Genomic DNA, 17,004 nt, shown 5'->3' with positions numbered 1-17,004 from the left:
GTGCGCATGCACACGCCGAAACGCGGATTTCCAGTTGACGTGGGAATTTTGCACACGTATCCCCAACAGCGTGGTCAAATTTCCCACGTCGTCGACGGAGCCCGGGACGATGAGTGCCAAGATGCGCAGACTGGTCGCCGAAGCGCTGCCGCCCCTCACTCTTCCCGAAACGACGCGCCACCGGTCCCGCCCGACCGATCCCATGCCGCGGCTGAGGCGCATCGCCTGCCTCCTCACCGCGCTCGCTCTGCCCGCCCTCGGCATCGCCGTCGCGGACACGGTCCACCGTGTCGGCGAGACGAAGGCGTCGCAGGCCGCCGCCCCAGTCGTCCCCTCGGACGGGGCGGCGGCACCGTCCGGTCTCGTCGGGCCAGCCCGCGCAGCAGGGGCCGTGAAGACCGCCGCGTCGGTTCCGGTTCCAGCCGAGGCGCGGTCGTGAGCACCCTGGTCCAGGCGGTGAGTGACCGCGCCCGACAGGCGCCCGGATGCGGCGGCGCGCCGATCCTCGATCTGGCGCTGTGCCTCATCCTCTCCGTCACCGTCGTCGGCCTGCTGCTCCTGGCCCTGTGATCCGCGCGTCAGTTTGCAGGACGGATACGCGACAATGCCAGCGTGCCGAGTATTGAGGTGCCGGCAAACAAGACCGCAGGACCGGATTGGACGAGACCGGTAAATATTGCTGAATCTAGTCAATATTCGTAATGATCCGTCTTGACGGTAGCGTCGGGTTCGGTCGCTATGCGCGGTGTTCGGCTTCGCGGAATCACCTGCCGGTCGGAATCACCTGCCGGTCGGGATTTCCGCAGCCGGTGGGCGACGTCGTAGCCGGATGCCGCGTCGGCATCGCCGCGCGACGTGAGGAGGCATCCCCGACGCAGGATCGGCCGCCGTGAACGCTCCCAGCCTGACCCCCATCGCGGCGGCTCTGCTCGCCCTCGGACTCACCGTCTTCACCGCGACGGCGCAAGAGATCGTGCCGCCCGGGCCATCCGGGCCAGGCGGCTTCCTGATCCACGGCAATTTCTGCGGGCCCGGAAACCGCGGCCCGGGCTATCCGCCGATCGACGCGCTGGATCGCGCCTGCGCGCACCACGATGCCTGCTGGCCCGATTCGGCCTCCGGCCTGCTCCCGGCCTGCGCCTGCAACCGCCGCCTCAGGTCGAGGCGGGTCTGGTCGCCCGCGACCCGCGCACGCCGGCCGAGACCCGACAGACGGCGCGGTTCATCTCAGATTTCGCAACCGCGCTGCCGTGCGAAGAGGCGTCGGCGCACGGGCGCTGATCAGGCGGCGTCGGCGGGGCTCGCAGCCGCCTTGGGGCCGCCCTTGGCGACGCCGACCAGGGCCGGCCGGAGCACACGCTCGCCGATGACGTAGCCCGTCTGCACCACCTGTACGACGGTGCCGGCCGGGACGTCGGGGTTCGGCACCTCGAACATGGCCTGGTGGCGGTTCGGGTCGAATTTCTGGCCGTGCGGCTCGACCGGCTTCACCCCGTGGCGCTCCAGGGTCTTGACCAAGTCGCGCTCGGTCAGCTCGATCCCGTCGATCAGCCCCTTGAAGGCGCCGTCCGCCGCGGCCTTCGCGTCCGCCGGAACGCTGTCGAGGGCGCGATGGATGTTGTCGGCCACGTTGAGCACGTCGCGGGCGAAGTTGGTGACCGCGTAGGCGCGGGCATCCGCGATCTCCCGCTCGGTCCGGCGGCGCAGGTTCTCCATCTCGGCCAGCGTGCGCAGCATCCGATCCTTCAGCTCGTCGCGCTCGGCGGTCAGCAGGGCCAGGGCCTCGGCGACCGGATCGACGGACGGCGTTTCGGCGGGCTTGCCGCCCGACGCGGTCTCCTGGGCCGCGCTGGCACCGGCCTCGACCGTGGTCTGGCGCTGGTCATCCTGGGACATGTCGTTGCTCGTCATCGCGTTTCAGTCGTCGGCAGGGATGGGTGAGGGGGAATCGAATTCGGCGCTGATATCTGACCCGCGGCGGCCGAAATCAACCCGCACGCTCACGCCTCGCGCGGCGGCGGCGCGGCGACCAGGGCCTCCAGCCCCTCGGCCTTGAGGGCGGCCACGTCCCCCGCGAACACGTCCAGCATCGCCTTGCGGATCGCCGCCTGCCGGTCGGGCTGCGTCACCCGCGTGCCGGTGAGGTCGGTGACATAGAAGACGTCCACCGCGCGCTCGCCGAAGGTGGCGACATGCGCCGAGGTGATGTTGAGCGACAGCCGGCCGAACGCCGTGGTCAGCTCGTAGAGCAGGCCGGGCCGGTCGAGGCCGGTCACCTCCACCACGGTCTCGCGGCTCGACAGGGCGTTGTCGATCCCGACATCCGGCGGCACCAGGAAGGTCTTGGCCCGGGCGCTGGTCGGCGGGTGCTTGTCGGCGACGAGGTCGGCGATGCGGATTTCGCCCTTCAGGGAGCGCTCGATCGCCGCCGTGATGCGCTTGCTCCGGCGCAGCTCGTCCTCGTCGCGCTCGAAGGCCCGGGAGATGAAGATCGTGTCGAGGGCGAAGCCGTCTGTCGTGGTGAAGATCTGCGCGTCGACGATGTTGCTGCCGGCCGCCGCGCAGGCCCCGGTGACGATGGCGAGCAGGCGCGGATGGTCCGGCGAGTAGATCGTGATCTCGGTCACCCCGCGCACCGGATCAAGGGCCACGTCGGTGGCGCTGGTGCGGCCCTCGCTGAGCACGTTGCGCAGGAAGACCGCGTTCTTGAGCTGGCGCGTGCTGTCGACCTTCAGCCAGTAGGCCTGGCCGTGGCGACCGGCATAGGCGTCGAACTCCTCCGAGGCCCAGCCGGGCAGCTGTTCGCGCAGGCCCATCTGGACGAGGCGCACCCGGTCGGTGCGGGCGATCTCGGAATGGCCGCCCGAGAGGAACACCTCGGTCTCGTCGTAGAGGGTGCGGATCAGGGTGCCCTTCCAGGCGGTCCAGACTCCGGGCCCGACCGCGGTGATGTCGGCCACCGTCAGGATGGTCAGGAGCTTCAGCCGCTCCAGGCTCTGTACCACCGAGGCGAAGCGCTCGATCGTCTTGGCGTCCGACAGGTCGCGGCTCTGCGCGGTCATCGACATCAGCAGGTGATGCTCGACGAGCCAGGTCACGGTCTCGGTCTCGGCCTCGGTGAGGCCGAAGCGCGGGCAGAGTTTTTCGGCGATCGCCGCTCCCGCGATCGAGTGGTCCTCGGGGCGGCCCTTGGCGATGTCGTGGAGCAGGATCGCCACGTAGAGCGCCGTACGGTTGTGGACCGTGTGAATCAGGCGCGAGACCAGCGGGTAGACCTCGTCGACGCGGCCCGATTCGACGGCCGCCAGCACGCCGACGGTGCGCAGCAGGTGCTCGTCCACCGTGAAGTGGTGGTACATGTTGAACTGCATCATCGCGACGATGCGGCCGAAATCCGGGATGAACCGGCCGAGCACGCCGGCCTCGTTCATCTCGCGCAGGGCCTCCTCGGGGGCGTTGCGCGAGGTCAGGATCTCGAGGAACAGCCGGTTGGCCTCGGTGTCCGAGCGCAGGGTCGGGGTGATCAGGCGCCGGGACCGGTTCGCCAGCCGCTTGGCGTCCGGGTGGATCGCCAGGTTGTGCCGGTCGGCCAGCCAGAACAGCCGGATCAGGTTCACCGGATCGCGCTCGAACGCGTCCTCGGCGCGCAGGTTCACCCGGCCGTGGTCGATCCAAAAGTCCTCGGCCTCGATGGCGGTGGCGCGGAACCGGTCGCGGAACCGGCCGATCCAGCGGTCGAGCACCGGCGTGCGCTTGGCATGGCGCGCCTCCAGCTCGGCGCAGACGATGGCGGTGAGATCGCCGACATCCTTGGCGACGCGGAAATACGCCTTCATGAAGCGCTCGACCCCGGACAGGCCGCCCCGGGCCTCGTAGCCGAAGCGCTCGGCGATCCGCGGCTGGAGGCCGAAGGACAGACGCTCCTCCGACCGCTTGGTGACGAAGTGCATGTGGCAGCGAACCCGCCACAGGAACTCGTCGCAGCGCTCGAACAGCGCGTATTCCTCCTGGGTGAACAGGCCGGCGCCGACGAGCTCCATCTGGTCGCGCACCCGGTAGGTGTATTTCGCGATCCAGAACAGCGTGTTCAGGTCGCGCAGGCCGCCCTTGCCGTCCTTGACGTTGGGCTCGACCAAGTAGCGCGAGGAGCCGGCCTTCGAGACCCGGGCGTCGCGCTCGCGCAGCTTGGCGTCTACGAATTCGGCGGCCGAGCCGATCACCAGCTCGGCGTCGAAGCGCGTCACCAACTCCTCGAACAGGATCCGCGTGCCGAACAGGTAGCGCGCTTCGAGCAGCGCGGTGCGGATCGTCATGTCCGCCTTCGCCTCGCGGAGGCATTCCTCCACCGAGCGGGTGGCGTGGCCGACCTTCAGCTTCAGGTCCCACAGGACGTAGAGCATCGCCTCGACGACGCTCTCGGACCAGGCGGTCTGCTTGTAGGGGAGCAGGAACAGCAGATCGATGTCGGAGCCGGGCGCCATCGTGCCCCTTCCGTAGCCGCCGGTGGCGACCACGGCGAGCTGCTCGCCGGTCGACGGGTTGTCGTTGGGATAGAGTTGGCGCACCACGGCGTCGTGGATCGCCCGCACTACGGCGTCGGTCAGATCCGACAAGGCCTGCGCGCAGCGGAGCCCGTTGCGATCCTGGAGAAGCTGCGCCTCCGCGGCGCGATGACCTTCTTCGATGACCCGGCGCAACTCGGGCACGAGCACGGCCCGCAGCTTGGTCGGCTCGCGGGCTTCGCGGTCGAGCGTGTCGAGGACCGTTTCGAGGGCGGCGACGGGATCGAACATGCCCTCCGTTAGCATGATATGCCTACGCCGCCAGCCGTGCGGTGATGCGCCACGCACAGCCGCGCCTCCTGCCCCGACGCGATCCCGTAGCCCGGAGGGCGCCTGTGCCGCGGTCCGGGTGAGCGCGCGCCGCGCGTCGACGGTCCGATGCTTCGGCGCGGACCGACACCGTCACTCCGCGGCCGGCAGGTTGAGAGCCAGCAGCCGGCCGGTGCGCGATCGGGCGGTCACGCCGGGCGCCGAACCCTCGGCCCGCCGTCTGGCATCGGCGATGGCGGCGTGGACGCCGTCCACCGCCAGGATCAGCGCGCTCACCGTCCGGGCGTCGATGCTGCGCTCCCGGGCGTAGCAGACGACGTCGGCCACGAGCCCGTCGGTCTCGATCGCGATATCATCGAGTTCGGCCGTGCCGGTGGCGGCGCGCACCTCGCGCATGATGTCGAGCAGGCGGTCGAGGACGATGTCGATGCGCTCCCGGCGCTTCCGGGCCAGCCGCTGGCCGATCCAGGCGATGCCGGAGCCGATCGTGCCGCCGAAGAAGGCGAGCAGGTAGATGTAATCCTCGTAGCGATCGAGGAAGGTCTGCTGCTCGCGCTCGAAATAATCCACGGCGCCGGGGTGGTTCGGTAGGCGCGCCGATGTCGCCGCGACCGTGGTGTCGAAATCCGGCGCCTTCATCAATTTGGCGGCCGGAGCCGCGGCGGCGAGGCGCGAGCGCCACTCGAACAGGTGCTGCGTCGCCGACGCGATCGCGACCCGGCTGACGGCGCCCCGCGCCATCAGGCGATAGGAGGCTCCGACGGTGCGGACATCCTCGTCCGGGCGCTTCGGGCGGCCGCCGAAGGTCCCGGCCGGGATCGTCACCGCCTGCAATTCGGGAAAGCGCTGCAGGATCGCGTCTCCGTCCGGGATCGATACGAAGCCGATCTTTCGGTCCGGGGAGCCTAGCTCAATGGCGCGCACCACCGCGCCGGCGGTCTTCGAGGCGGGGCTCGCGATCACCGCAACCGCGTCGACGCGTTTCTCCGCAAGCGCCGCCGTGACCTCACCGATCTTCAGCGGCACCACCTGAACATGGCCGGCCCCGATCTCCGTCTCACCGGCCGCGTGGCTACCCTCCGGCTGATCTTCAGCCGGGCTATCCGGCAAAAGATCGTAGAAGGAAAGCAGGTTGGTCAGGAACGGCAGGTCGGCGCCGTGGCGCACGACGATGCCGAGGCGCTTGCGCGCCAGCGCTGGAACGTCGTCGATGTCGGACGCCTCGGGCGCCGCGATCACCAGGGCCTCGTCGTGCAGGATCGCCAGCGTCAGGCCGTTCTCGGGCAGGAACACGTCCGGCCGTACCACCGCGAGGTCGGCGCGGTTGCGCTGGAGCGCCATGGCGCTGTCGCGCACGTCGGAGAACCGAACGACCTTGAGGCGCACGTCCTCGCGGCTCCGGTCGAGGGCGTTGGCATAGGCTTCGATCAGGGCGGCCTCGGCCCCGTCCTGGGGGCCGACCGCGACCGTGAGGGTGGTCGGGCGCGACAGATAGACGATGCCGGCCGCGACCGCGGCCAGCCCGAGGGCGACCAGAACGAGGAGCCACTCACGGCGCATCAGGATCGTCGCCGCGGCGCGCAGGCGTCGCCGCCACGGGCCGTGGGTGAGATCGGGCGAAGGACTTTGCTCCGGACCATGGCCGAGCCTGTCGCGTTGCGCGCGTTCCATCCCCACGTCATGGAACGCAAACCTGTCGAGATCGTGAAGAACCGGTGAAACCACCAAACGTTGCAGAATCCGGGCCAGGAACCCGCCATGCGGAGCGCCGGCCGCCCGGCCCGGTGAGCGCGGCTTGGCTGCAGCGGGTCGCGCTCTACTACCTGGAGCGCTACAGCGCCTCGACCGAGATGCTGCGCCGGACCCTGGCGCGGCGGGTCGACAAACGCGCCCGGCTGCGCGGCGAGGATCCGGCAGCCTTCGCCGAGATGGTCGCCGCCACGGTGGCGCGGGCGGTCTCGGCCGGCCTCGTAGACGATGCGCGCTTTGCCGACGCCCGGCTCGCGACGCTGCGCCGGCGCGGCACGTCGAGCCGGGGCGCCTCGGCCAAACTCGCCGCCAAGGGCGTGCCTCGCGACGTGGTCGAGGCGGCCATGCGGACCGAGCGCGAGGCAATCCCCGAGGCGGAGGCCGCCGATATCGAGCTGCAGGCGGCCCGCGCCTACGCCAAGCGGCGACGCCTCGGGATACATCGCCGGCCCGATACGCGGGCGCTCCATCGCGACCGCGATCTCGGCGCCCTGGCCCGGGCCGGGTTCTCTTATGACCTTGCGCGCCGGGTGGTCGATGCCGACCCGGACGAGCCGGAGTGATCGATCAGGCCTGGGCCTCGGGCCGCTTCGGCTCTCGACTGGCCACGCTTCGGTAGCAGGCGGAAGACCTCCGGCACCGCGCTCGCCGGCTGCAGTTCGGCCAGTTCTACGTCGGTCATCACGGGATTATCGCAGACTGCATCCCGGTCGTCCTGCGTGTAGCCGGGATCAGGGCGATCCGGGAATTGCGATGTGTCCTGCATGGGTGCCTTCTTGTCGGAATCGTGCTCGACGTGCTGTCTCCACCGGGGTGCGGCATCACGGACGGGGGCCGGGCACGGGTCGGCCTTGCCTCTTCAGGCCTGTCGTTCATTGTCTGTTCGATGGACGAGACCCTCGCCAAGAAGCTGCGCATCCTGGCCGATGCCGCCAAGTACGACGCCTCCTGTGCGTCCTCGGCGGCGCCGAAGCGTGCGGCCGGCAAGGACGGTTTGGGCTCCACCACCGGGGCCGGGATCTGCCACGCCTACACGCCAGACGGGCGCTGCGTCTCCCTGCTCAAGATCCTGCTGACCAACTGGTGCCTGTTCGACTGCGCCTATTGCATCAACCGGCGGTCCTCGAACGTCCGGCGGGCCAAGTTCACCGTCGAGGAGGTCGTCAACCTGACCCTGAACTTCTACCGGCGCAACTACATCGAGGGCCTGTTCCTGTCGTCGGGCATTATCAAGTCGCCCGACCACACCATGGAGCTGCTGACCCGGGTGGCGAAGTCCCTCCGGCGCGATCATGGCTTTGCCGGCTACATTCACCTCAAGTCGATTCCCGAGGCGAGCCCCTGGTTGATCGAGGAGGCTGGCCTCTACGCCGACCGGCTCTCGATCAACGTGGAATTGCCCACCGAGGCCAGCTTGGAACGGCTCGCCCCCGAGAAGGACGGGGCCGCGATCCAGAACGCCATGGCGCAGATCGGCGAGCGCATCGTCGAGGCCAAGGCCGAGAAGCGGCGCTTTTCCCCGGCCGGGCATTCGACCCAGGTGATCGTCGGAGCCGATGCCACCACCGATGAGGCGCTGATCCGCAAGAGCGCGCATCTCTACGGCAGCGTCGGGCTGAAGCGGGTCTACTATTCGGCATTCAGCCCGATCCCGGACGGATCAGCGATCCTGCCGCCGAAGCCGCCGCCGCTCCAGCGCGAGCACCGGTTGTACCAGGCCGATTGGCTGCTCCGGTACTACCAGTTCACCCCCGATGAGGTCGCCGACGCCTCGGAGGACGGCATGCTCGCCCTCGACATCGACCCTAAGCTCGCCTGGGCGCTGAAACACCGCGAGAAATTCCCCGTCGACGTGAACAAGGCCGACCGGGAATGGCTGCTGCGCGTGCCGGGCCTCGGCGCCCGAGCGGTGGACAAGATCATCACGGCGCGCCGCCACGCGACCCTGCGCCTCGACGACGTCGCCCGGCTGACCTCGGGGCTGAAGCGGGCGCGGCCGTTCCTCGTCGCCGCCGACCACCGCCCGGTCGGGCTGACCGACCGGCTCGACCTGCGCGCCCGGCTGGTCGAGCCGGCGACGCAGCTGAGTTTGTTCTGATGACGCTCGGAAACGCGCCGCTCCCTCGCCCCTCTGCGGGGGAGGGTGAGCCGGCCGTCAGGCCGGGTCGGGAGAGGGGCAGCGCGACGATGCAGGATGGCGCGGTCGTCGCGACTCTTCAGGAAGCGGCGCTCCCCTCTCCCGACTCCCTCCGGGGGCCACCCTCCCCCGCAGAGGGGAGAGGGAATGCGCGCGCGCCGCAAAGCATCCTCCTGCGCCCGGGCGCCGATCTCACCGGCTTCCGCGACGCCGCGCGCCGGCTCATTGCGGAGGGCGTCCCCCCCGAGGCCGTGGCGTGGGCGGTGACGGATTCCCCCGGCCTGTTCGGCACCGAGACCGCCCAGGCCCCCGCCGCGCCGCTCGCCCTGCCCAAACCCGTCGCCGCCCTGATCCCGCAGGTGATCCCCCACCGCGACCCGGAGCGTTACGGGCTGCTCTACGCCCTGATCTGGCGGGTCTGCCACGGCGAGCGGCACCTGATGGAGGTCGGCAGCGATCCCCTGGTCCACCGCCTGCACCGGATGGCCAAGGCGATCGGGCGCGACCTGCACAAGATGCACGCCTTCCTGCGCTTCCGCCGCGCCGAGGACGCGACCGGCGAGCATTTCGTGGCGTGGTTCGAGCCCGACCATCACATCCTGGAGGCGGCGGCGCCGTTCTTCGTCGCGCGGTTCCGGGGCATGCGCTGGTCGATCCTGACGCCGGAGGGGTCGGCCCGCTGGGATACCGAGACCCTGACCTACGGGCCGCCGGGGGACCGGGCGTCGCTCCCCGAGGGCGACGGCTTCGAGGCCGGGTGGCAGACCTATTACGAGAGCACGTTCAACCCGGCCCGCACCAACCTGAAGGCGATGCGGGCGGAGATGCCCAAGAAGTATTGGCACAACATGCCCGAGACCGCCGCGATCCCCGCCCTGGTCCGGGCGGCGGCGGGGCGCACCGACGCGATGATCGAGAGGGAGCCAACCTTGCCCACACGCCGCGAACCCGCCCGCGCCGTCGCCGCCATGGCCGATCAGGACCCCAAAACCCTCGAGGCGCTGAACGCGATCATCAAGCGCACCGAGCCGCTGGTGCCGGGCGCCACGCAGGCGGTGCTCGGCGAGGGACCTGTCGGGGCCACCGTCGCCTTCGTGGGCGAGCAGCCGGGTGATCAGGAGGACCGGCAGGGCCGGCCCTTCGTCGGGCCGGCGGGGCAGTTGCTCTCCCGGGCCATGGCGGAGGCCGGGATCGACCGCGGGGCGAGCTATCTCACGAATGCCGTCAAGCACTTCAAGTTCGAGGAACGCGGCAAGCGCCGCATCCACCAGAAGCCGACGGCCGGCGAGGTCAGCCACTATCGCTGGTGGCTCGATCGCGAGCTCGACTTCGTGGCCCCGAAGCTCGTGGTGGCGCTGGGCGCGACAGCGGTGCTGGCACTGACCGGCAAGGCGGTCCCGATCACCCGGGCGCGGGGCCCGTTCCGGTTCGACCGGTTCGAGGACCGCGTCCAGGGTTTCATCACGGTCCACCCGTCCTACCTGCTGCGCCTGCCCGACGAGGCGAAAGAGGAGGCCTACGCGGCTTTCGTCGACGATCTGCGCCGGGTGGAGGCGCTGGGACGGGAACTGGCGGCATGATCCTCCACCGCGCTCGGTTCTGCTATGCTGATCGGTGACGATTCTCTGTGGTCCCACCACGATGGACAAGCTCGCTGCCCTCGACATCCTGCGCGCCAACGAGGCGGAACTTCGCCGCCGTGGGGTGCTCCATGCAGCATTGTTCGGCTCCGTCGCTCGCGGGGAAGCACAGGCGGACAGCGACCTTGATGTGATGATCGAGATCGACGCGCCCGTCGTCGGCGGTGTCTATGGCTATGTCGGACTCTGCCACTTCATCGATGATCTGTTTCCGATCCGGGTTGACGTGGCGAACCGGGCGGCCCTGAAGGATCGGGTCCGCACGCGAGCCGAGCGCGATGCCGTTTTCGCCTTCTGAGCGCGAGCGGACCGCCTGCTCCGACATCATCGTCAACGCGCAGCGCGTCGCCCGCTTCGTGGCCGGGTTCACGTTTGAGACGGTCGAGGCGGACGAGCGCACCCACTTCGCGGTCGTGCGCGGCCTGGAAATCATTTCGGAGGCGAGCCGTCGATTGAGCGCCGAGATGAAAGCTCGGCATCCGGCGGTGCCGTGGCGACAGATCGCGGATGCGGGGAACGTCTATCGCCACAGCTATCACCGGGTGACGCTGGACATCGTCTGGCTCACCGTCCACCACGAGTTGCCCGTCCTCGTCGCCGCCTGCCGCGCCGAGTTGGACCGCGCGCCCGACCCCTGATCGCCCCGAGCCGCCTGAGCACATGATCGACGCGAAGCCCGACGCGAGCCCCGCGACCAAACCCGTCGGCCCGGGCGATCAGGTAATCCTGGTCGACGGCTCGTCGTTCATCTTCCGGGCCTATTTCCAGTCGATCAACCAGGACCAGAAGTACAATTCGCGTCCCTCGGACGGGCTGCCCACCGGTGCCGTGCGGCTGTTCTGCACGAAGATCGCCCAGTTCCTGCAGGAGGGCGCGGCCGGCATCATGCCGACCCATCTCGGCATCATCTTCGACAAGTCCGAGGGCTCGTTCCGCAAGGAGATGTTCCCGGACTACAAGGGCCATCGCCCCGACGCGCCGGACGACCTCAAGCGCCAGATGCCGCTGATGCGCGACGCCGTGCGGGCCTTCGGCCTGCACGCGGTGGAGCTGGTCCGCTACGAGGCGGACGACCTGATCGCCACCTACACCCGTCAGGCCGAGGCAAGGGGCGCGGGGGTCATCATCGTTTCGTCCGACAAGGACCTGATGCAGCTCGTCGGGCCGCTGGTCCGGTTCTACGATTTCGAATCCGGCGCCAAGGGCAAGGCCGGCTACCGGCCCGAGCGCAACCTCGATGTCGAGGCGATCATCGCCAAGTGGGAGGGGCTGCAGCCCAACCAGATCGGCGACGCGCTGGCCCTGATCGGCGACACATCCGACAACGTTCCCGGCGTGCCCGGCATCGGCCTGAAGACCGCCGCGGCTCTGATCAAGGAGTTCGGCAGCCTCGAGGCGCTGCTGGAGCGGGCCGGCGAGATCAAGCAGCCCAAGCGCCGCGAGACTCTGCTGGCCAATGTCGAGCAGGCCCAGCTGTCGCGCAAGCTGGTGGCCCTGGTCGAGGACGTGCCGGTCCCGGTCGATCTGGACGACCTGCGCGTCCCCGAGCCCGACCCGCAGAAGCTCGTCGGCTTCCTGAAGGCGATGGAGTTCAACACCCTGACCCGCCGCATCGCCCAGATGCTGCATGTCGACCCCGAGGCGGTGAAGCCGGATCCGGCGCTGCTGCCGGGCGCCAAGCCCCACGGCTACGGCAACGCCGCCGGCGGCAGCGATGCGGTGCCGTTCTTCGGCGATTCCGTGCCGCCGGACCCTGAGACTGCGGCCGCCGGCGCCGAGCGGCCGCCGGGAGCCGCCCCGCCCGAGGGCGGCGAGGTCGATCCCTTCGCCGATCTCGACCTGCCGGACGCGCCGGCGAAGCCCCGGGCGCCGATCGAGGCGACGCCCGGCAACGTGGTCGCCGCCCGCGCCGCCGAGGCGGTGGCGCCGTTCGACACCGCCGCCTACGAGACCGTCGCGTCCCTGGAGCAGCTCGACGCCTGGATCGCCGAGGCTGAAGAGGCCGGAGTGGTCGCGGTCGATACCGAGACCGACGCCCTCGACGCGCACAAGGCCGGCCTCGTCGGCGTCTCCCTGGCCACCGCCACCGGCCGGGCCTGCTACATCCCGCTGGCCCATATCCAGGCCGCGAAGGTGCAGGCCGACGCCACCGACCTGTTCGGCGAGGGCGCGGCCGCCTCCGACGTGGCCGAGCCGGTGCCGGGCCAGATCCCGCTCAAGGACGCGCTCAGTCGGCTGAAGCCCCTCCTGGAAAACCCGGGCGTCCTGAAGGTCGGCCAGAACCTGAAATACGATTGGGTCGTGCTCGCCCGCTACGGCATCGAGATCGCGCCGTTCGACGACACGATGCTGATCTCCTACGTGCTCGACGCCGGCAAGGGCGGCCACGGCATGGACGAGCTCGCCCGCCGCCACCTCGGACACCAGCCGATCACGTTTTCCGATGTAGCCGGTACGGGGCGCAATAAGGTCAGCTTCGACCGGGTCGCTATCGACAAGGCCACCGCCTACGCGGCCGAGGACGCGGACGTGACGCTCCGCCTGTGGCGGATGATGAAGCCGCGCCTCGTCGCCGAGCGCCGGGTCGCCGTCTATGAGACCCTGGAGCGGCCGCTGCTGCCGGTGATCGCCCGGATGGAGCAGCGCGGCATCCGGGTCGACCGGGAGATGCTGAGCCGCCTCTCGGGCGATTTCTCGCAGATCCTCGTCCGCCTGGAGGAGGAGATCCAGGACGATGCCGGCGAAAAGTTTTCGGTCGGCTCGCCGAAGCAGATCGGCGACATTCTGTTCGGGAAGATGGGCCTGCCGGGGGCCAAGAAGACGCCGTCGGGCCAGTGGGCGACGCCCGCGACTCTTCTTGAGGAACTGGCCCAGGCCGGCCACGAACTCCCCAAAAAGATCCTGGAGTGGCGGCAGCTCGCGAAGCTGAAATCCACCTACACGGATTCGCTCCAGACCCACGCCGACCGCGAGACCGCCCGGGTCCACACCTCGTTCTCCCTAGCGGCGACCACCACCGGGCGGCTCTCCTCCTCCGAGCCGAACCTCCAGAATATCCCGATCCGCACCGAGGAGGGCCGGCGCATCCGCCGGGCCTTCGTGGCGGCGCCCGGCAACCGGCTGATCTCGGCCGACTACTCGCAGATCGAGTTGCGGCTGCTCGCCCACATGGCCGACATCCCGGAGCTGCGCAAAGCGTTCGCGGACGGGATCGACATCCACGCCGCCACGGCCTCGGCGATGTTCGGCGTGTCGCTGAAGGACATGACGCCGGACCTGCGGCGCCGGGCCAAGACCATCAACTTCGGCATCATCTACGGCATCTCGGCCTTCGGGCTTGCCGACCGGCTCGGCATCGGTCGGGAGGAGGCGTCGGCGTTCATCAAGCAGTATTTCGAGCAGTTCCCGGGCATCCGCGACTACATCGACACCACCAAAAAGATCTGCCGGGACAAGGGCTACGTCACGACGTTGTTCGGCCGCGTCTGCCACTACCCGCAGATCCGCTCCAACAACCCGTCCGAGCGCGCCAGCGTCGAGCGCCAGGCGATCAACGCCCCGATCCAGGGCTCGGCCGCCGACATCATCCGCCGGGCCATGACCCGGATCGAGGGGGCGCTCACCGCCCAGAAGCTCAAGGTCAGCATGCTGCTGCAGGTGCACGACGAGCTGGTCTTCGAGGCCGCCGAGGACGAGATCGACCGGGCAATCCCGATCATCCGCGGCGTGATGGAAGAGGCGCCGGCGCCGGCTCTGACGCTCCGCGTGCCGCTGGTGGTGGAGGCCAAGGCGGCGGGGAATTGGCAGGAGGCGCACTAGGGTTGGAACTTGATCAGCTTGGCCGGGGCAATGTCCGAAAAGGGTGGAATGCCGCCAGTCAGGTATCGAACTTTTAACAATCGCTGCACACCAGAAGCCGATATCGCATGATCTCGACAGGAGGATTGATAAGGAGTTAGCGATTAGGCCAGTAGCGCTTGTGGCGTCACCTTGTGCTCCAGCAGCAAAACGGCTTCATACGCCTGGCCCCAATTCTTAGTTGACCGAGAGAATATCAGACATGACATCAGATTTTCAGCCGCTGACATTTCTTCTGCGAGCTGTTGCATTGCGGTTCGCTGAGTGTTCCGCAATTGGTCTGGGAACAAGTAGAACATTACTGCGCCCTTTCGCTGCTCAAGCGGACGGATAACGAGGGTGCTTATGTGTTCCGGATTACGGTATTGCTTTCGCACATTGGCGCGCAGCTTGTGAAGGTTCCGCTCAATTGCTCGCTGCTCAGCCGGATCAGCGCTCGAAAGTAGCTGCATCCCAACGAGCGTCCAGCCGGGCGGCCGAGCCTGGACAAGCCGATCGATGATTTTTCGTCACAGTGGGCAGAGATCCATCTTTGGCTTCGGCACATTCAGCCCAGTCTCTCGTTCTCTATAGTAGCGATCGATCGGAGCAGACATACCGACAGGCGAGAACTTAGAAAAATCTTTGCGGAGGGCGGCGATATTAAATCCCGTTGCTAAGTACAAACCGAGGTAATCGATTTCGTCTCCTAGCAAATCGAAAGACTTCTGTAAATCAACACGCTCGTATATATAGTGTAAAAATGATATAGGATTGTCTAGAATACTGACGACACATTTTAGATCTGAAATCAGAAAGCTTGGTGCAAGCGCATGGTCCTGAGGGACCCATCCCACCTTTTTAAAGTCCGGCTCTGAAGCACTTAGCACCGAAAAGTCGTCTAGGGTGACCGAGAGGCGAACCACGCGGTCTGCCAAGGTTGGGTCAATGCCGATGTCGGTTAGAATTTCAGTTGCTTCCGCGTCACCGCCACGAGCCGCCGTTATCAGTGCCTCAAGCCTCAACGACTGGATGGAAGGATCGAGCACCATCTCGTCGAGGTGCCGCTTCACACGTTCTTTGCCTCCGCGGAGCCCTGAGGGTGTGAGGCGGTGCGACTTGGCCTCAGCGATGATCACCACGTGATCGAAAAGGACCACTAGGTCGTTCTCAAACTGTTGGCCGTTCTTCTTCCACCTGATGCCTGGCTTTATTTCCGCTCCGGGGAGCGCCGAGCGAAACACCGCCTCAAGCTGTTGCTCGAGGTAGATTGCCCGACGATCCTTTAGTTGCTTCTGCAGCCCCGCTTCAGCGATCAAGCGGTCCATCAGCCGGTGGATATGGCTGAAGGCCATGTGTGGGAGCGGTATGATGAACCGCCTGCCCATTCGAATGGCCGGGTGATCCCACACGGGATTGTCGAGGAACAGATGCTGCGGCTTTTGATCTTCGAGGGAGCCTGGCTCGAATGCTAAGGCGTTGAGGACCGCTTGGATTGCCGATACCGGCTTCTTAGTGAGTGCTGCAATCTCGGCAACCGTAAAGGTTGCAACATCAAGCACCCTAAGATCGAGATGCGACATAAGCAACCCAATCATCTGCTCGCGAGTAAAAGATTTTGGTAGCGCAGCTAGCATTTCGTCCACGCTTCCTGTCAGGTTGGGGACGTGCCTGTAGTAGAGTTCCACCAGTTTACGTACGGTGCGGCCGCGGAGAACCTTGCGAAGGATCTCCCAGTGCTCCCCATTTCGGCGCTCGAACTCGGAGGTGAGCGCCAAGAGAACATCGATCACGTCCGAGGCGCCAAACCCATGATGTGCAGAGAGTCCTTGATCGAGCGCGGCGTAGAGATCGCGCGAAAGAGCCACGACGTTGTCAAAGTACCCCCAGTTTCGGACTCCGTGTGTGTGAAAGCGGATGCGCTCCTGAAGAGAGAGCACGACTTGTGCCTCGTTGTCTTGGATAGACTCGCCGTCTAGGACACGCTGCATGAAAAACGTGTTGGATAGCTGCGGTACTGCATCGAAGAGCCGCTGCATGACGTCGGATGTGAGGGGACGCTTGCCCCATTCCCCAATCGGCAACGTCAGCACCAGGGCGTGGAGGAGTTCGCCGTGATGCTGCAGGATATCTGGCAAGGGCTTGTGCTGTTCAGCGGTCGGCCCCAGGCTTACCTGCATGCCATAGTTGAAGAACGCCGTTAGCACGCTCACAGGAAACGCTTCTCGGAGCTCTTTCTTAACAGCCTCTAGGTTGTCCGGAAATTGTTCGACTGCGGAACGCGCTGCCGATAGCAGCGCCTCCTTAAACTCGGCGTGCTTCTCTGGCTCGATACCAAACCGCTATAATTGAAGTTTAGTGTCAGAGGCTCGCGGCCGGATCAATTTCAGTGGCGCGGCCTTCCTCATCCAAATTCTTTCCTGACTTGATGGGTGTGGGGGCCACGTCAAAACGCCGCCTCGCCAGCGGCGGCCGAGTTTGCTCCCGACTCCAGCCAAGATCTATACGATGTCCGCCGAAAAGCGCCTGCTTTGAGCCAAATGCCGCCTTCGTCGGCGCAGCACGTGAATGACCGGGAAAGGCCGTCAGCACTCTTTCGCACGCTTAGTCTGATCGGGTTCAGCCTCTGGCGAGCTGGTTGGATCGAGGCTGGGCCCGACCGTCTTTGCGAGCGAAGCGAAGCAATCCAGTCGGCGCCATACTCACGAATGCCCCGCTGCCCTAGGTTGCTTCGCTCCGCTCGCAAAGACGGTGCTTTGCAACGATGTCATTGAACCGCGAGCGGCCATCTTGGAGATGCCGCCAAAGG

At 67.3% G+C, this 17,004-nt stretch carries 12 protein-coding genes and 1 pseudogene; 9 read left to right on the top strand and 4 right to left on the bottom strand.

Annotation, left to right across the window (positions count from 1 at the left end):
• The first annotated feature begins 109 nt into the window (after positions 1–109).
• From MKL11_RS28910 to MKL11_RS28905, 3 genes and pseudogenes are all read left to right on the top strand, one after another.
• On the top strand, positions 110–439 hold the full coding sequence (locus tag MKL11_RS28910; RefSeq protein WP_243950047.1) for a hypothetical protein: 330 nt from the start codon (positions 110–112) through the stop codon (positions 437–439).
• Positions 436–570: a hypothetical protein gene (locus MKL11_RS33265; protein ID WP_279600784.1), complete on the top strand. Its 135-nt coding sequence runs from the start codon at positions 436–438 to the stop codon at positions 568–570. The genes MKL11_RS28910 and MKL11_RS33265 overlap by 4 nt, the downstream gene beginning before the upstream one ends.
• 319 nt (positions 571–889) lie before the next feature.
• Positions 890–1,281 (top strand): annotated as a pseudogene (locus MKL11_RS28905) (hypothetical protein).
• On the opposite strand, the gene grpE reads toward MKL11_RS28905, so the two are convergent.
• The 3 genes from grpE to MKL11_RS28890 form a co-directional block, all read right to left on the bottom strand.
• On the bottom strand, positions 1,282–1,896 hold the full coding sequence (grpE, locus tag MKL11_RS28900; protein ID WP_243950045.1) for a nucleotide exchange factor GrpE: 615 nt from the start codon (positions 1,894–1,896) through the stop codon (positions 1,282–1,284).
• A gap of 104 nt (positions 1,897–2,000) precedes the next feature.
• Positions 2,001–4,808, bottom strand: a complete 2,808-nt coding sequence (locus MKL11_RS28895; protein WP_279600783.1) for a [protein-PII] uridylyltransferase — start codon at positions 4,806–4,808, stop codon at positions 2,001–2,003.
• Between the two features lie 156 nt (positions 4,809–4,964).
• Complete coding sequence (locus tag MKL11_RS28890; RefSeq protein ID WP_243950219.1) at positions 4,965–6,392, bottom strand: TAXI family TRAP transporter solute-binding subunit; 1,428 nt, start codon at positions 6,390–6,392, stop codon at positions 4,965–4,967.
• A gap of 224 nt (positions 6,393–6,616) precedes the next feature.
• Between MKL11_RS28890 and MKL11_RS28885 the strand changes: the two genes are divergently transcribed.
• The 6 genes from MKL11_RS28885 (at position 6,617) to polA (ending at position 14,177) form a co-directional block, all read left to right on the top strand.
• Positions 6,617–7,144, top strand: coding sequence for a regulatory protein RecX (locus tag MKL11_RS28885; protein ID WP_243950041.1), 528 nt, complete (start codon positions 6,617–6,619; stop codon positions 7,142–7,144).
• Between the two features lie 323 nt (positions 7,145–7,467).
• Positions 7,468–8,679, top strand: coding sequence for a putative DNA modification/repair radical SAM protein (locus MKL11_RS28880; protein ID WP_243950039.1), 1,212 nt, complete (start codon positions 7,468–7,470; stop codon positions 8,677–8,679).
• Between the two features lie 89 nt (positions 8,680–8,768).
• Positions 8,769–10,298, top strand: a complete 1,530-nt coding sequence (locus MKL11_RS28875; RefSeq protein ID WP_243950037.1) for a UdgX family uracil-DNA binding protein — start codon at positions 8,769–8,771, stop codon at positions 10,296–10,298.
• Positions 10,299–10,359: 61 nt separating this feature from the next.
• Complete coding sequence (locus MKL11_RS28870; RefSeq protein WP_243950035.1) at positions 10,360–10,656, top strand: nucleotidyltransferase family protein; 297 nt, start codon at positions 10,360–10,362, stop codon at positions 10,654–10,656.
• Complete coding sequence (locus tag MKL11_RS28865; RefSeq protein WP_243950032.1) at positions 10,637–10,996, top strand: DUF86 domain-containing protein; 360 nt, start codon at positions 10,637–10,639, stop codon at positions 10,994–10,996. Before MKL11_RS28870 ends, MKL11_RS28865 begins: the two co-directional genes overlap by 20 nt.
• Before the next feature lie 22 nt (positions 10,997–11,018).
• Positions 11,019–14,177, top strand: coding sequence for a DNA polymerase I (gene polA / locus MKL11_RS28860; protein WP_243950031.1), 3,159 nt, complete (start codon positions 11,019–11,021; stop codon positions 14,175–14,177).
• 548 nt (positions 14,178–14,725) lie between these two features.
• Here the strand turns inward: polA and MKL11_RS28855 are convergent.
• The gene (locus MKL11_RS28855; RefSeq protein WP_243950029.1) at positions 14,726–16,408 is read right to left on the bottom strand and encodes a hypothetical protein; all 1,683 of its coding nucleotides are present in this window, start codon (positions 16,406–16,408) and stop codon (positions 14,726–14,728) included.
• Between the last annotated feature and the right edge of the window lie 596 nt (positions 16,409–17,004).

The organism is Methylobacterium sp. J-077, from assembly GCF_022829365.1.
GTDB lineage: Bacteria > Pseudomonadota > Alphaproteobacteria > Rhizobiales > Beijerinckiaceae > Methylobacterium.
This window is presented reverse-complemented; position numbering and strand designations above follow the sequence as displayed.

Excerpts from the sequence above, each read along its gene's own strand:
- MKL11_RS28875 (WP_243950037.1), top strand. The coding sequence starts at position 8,769 with ATGCAGGATGGCGCGGTCGTCGCGACTCTTCAGGAAGCGGCGCTCCCC.
- MKL11_RS28870 (WP_243950035.1), top strand. The coding sequence starts at position 10,360 with ATGGACAAGCTCGCTGCCCTCGACATCCTGCGCGCCAACGAGGCGGAA.
- MKL11_RS28895 (WP_279600783.1), bottom strand. The coding sequence starts at position 4,808 with ATGCTAACGGAGGGCATGTTCGATCCCGTCGCCGCCCTCGAAACGGTC.
- MKL11_RS28880 (WP_243950039.1), top strand. The coding sequence starts at position 7,468 with ATGGACGAGACCCTCGCCAAGAAGCTGCGCATCCTGGCCGATGCCGCC.
- MKL11_RS28865 (WP_243950032.1), top strand. The coding sequence starts at position 10,637 with ATGCCGTTTTCGCCTTCTGAGCGCGAGCGGACCGCCTGCTCCGACATC.
- MKL11_RS28890 (WP_243950219.1), bottom strand. The coding sequence starts at position 6,392 with ATGCGCCGTGAGTGGCTCCTCGTTCTGGTCGCCCTCGGGCTGGCCGCG.
- MKL11_RS28910 (WP_243950047.1), top strand. The coding sequence starts at position 110 with ATGAGTGCCAAGATGCGCAGACTGGTCGCCGAAGCGCTGCCGCCCCTC.
- polA (WP_243950031.1), top strand. The coding sequence starts at position 11,019 with ATGATCGACGCGAAGCCCGACGCGAGCCCCGCGACCAAACCCGTCGGC.
- grpE (WP_243950045.1), bottom strand. The coding sequence starts at position 1,896 with ATGTCCCAGGATGACCAGCGCCAGACCACGGTCGAGGCCGGTGCCAGC.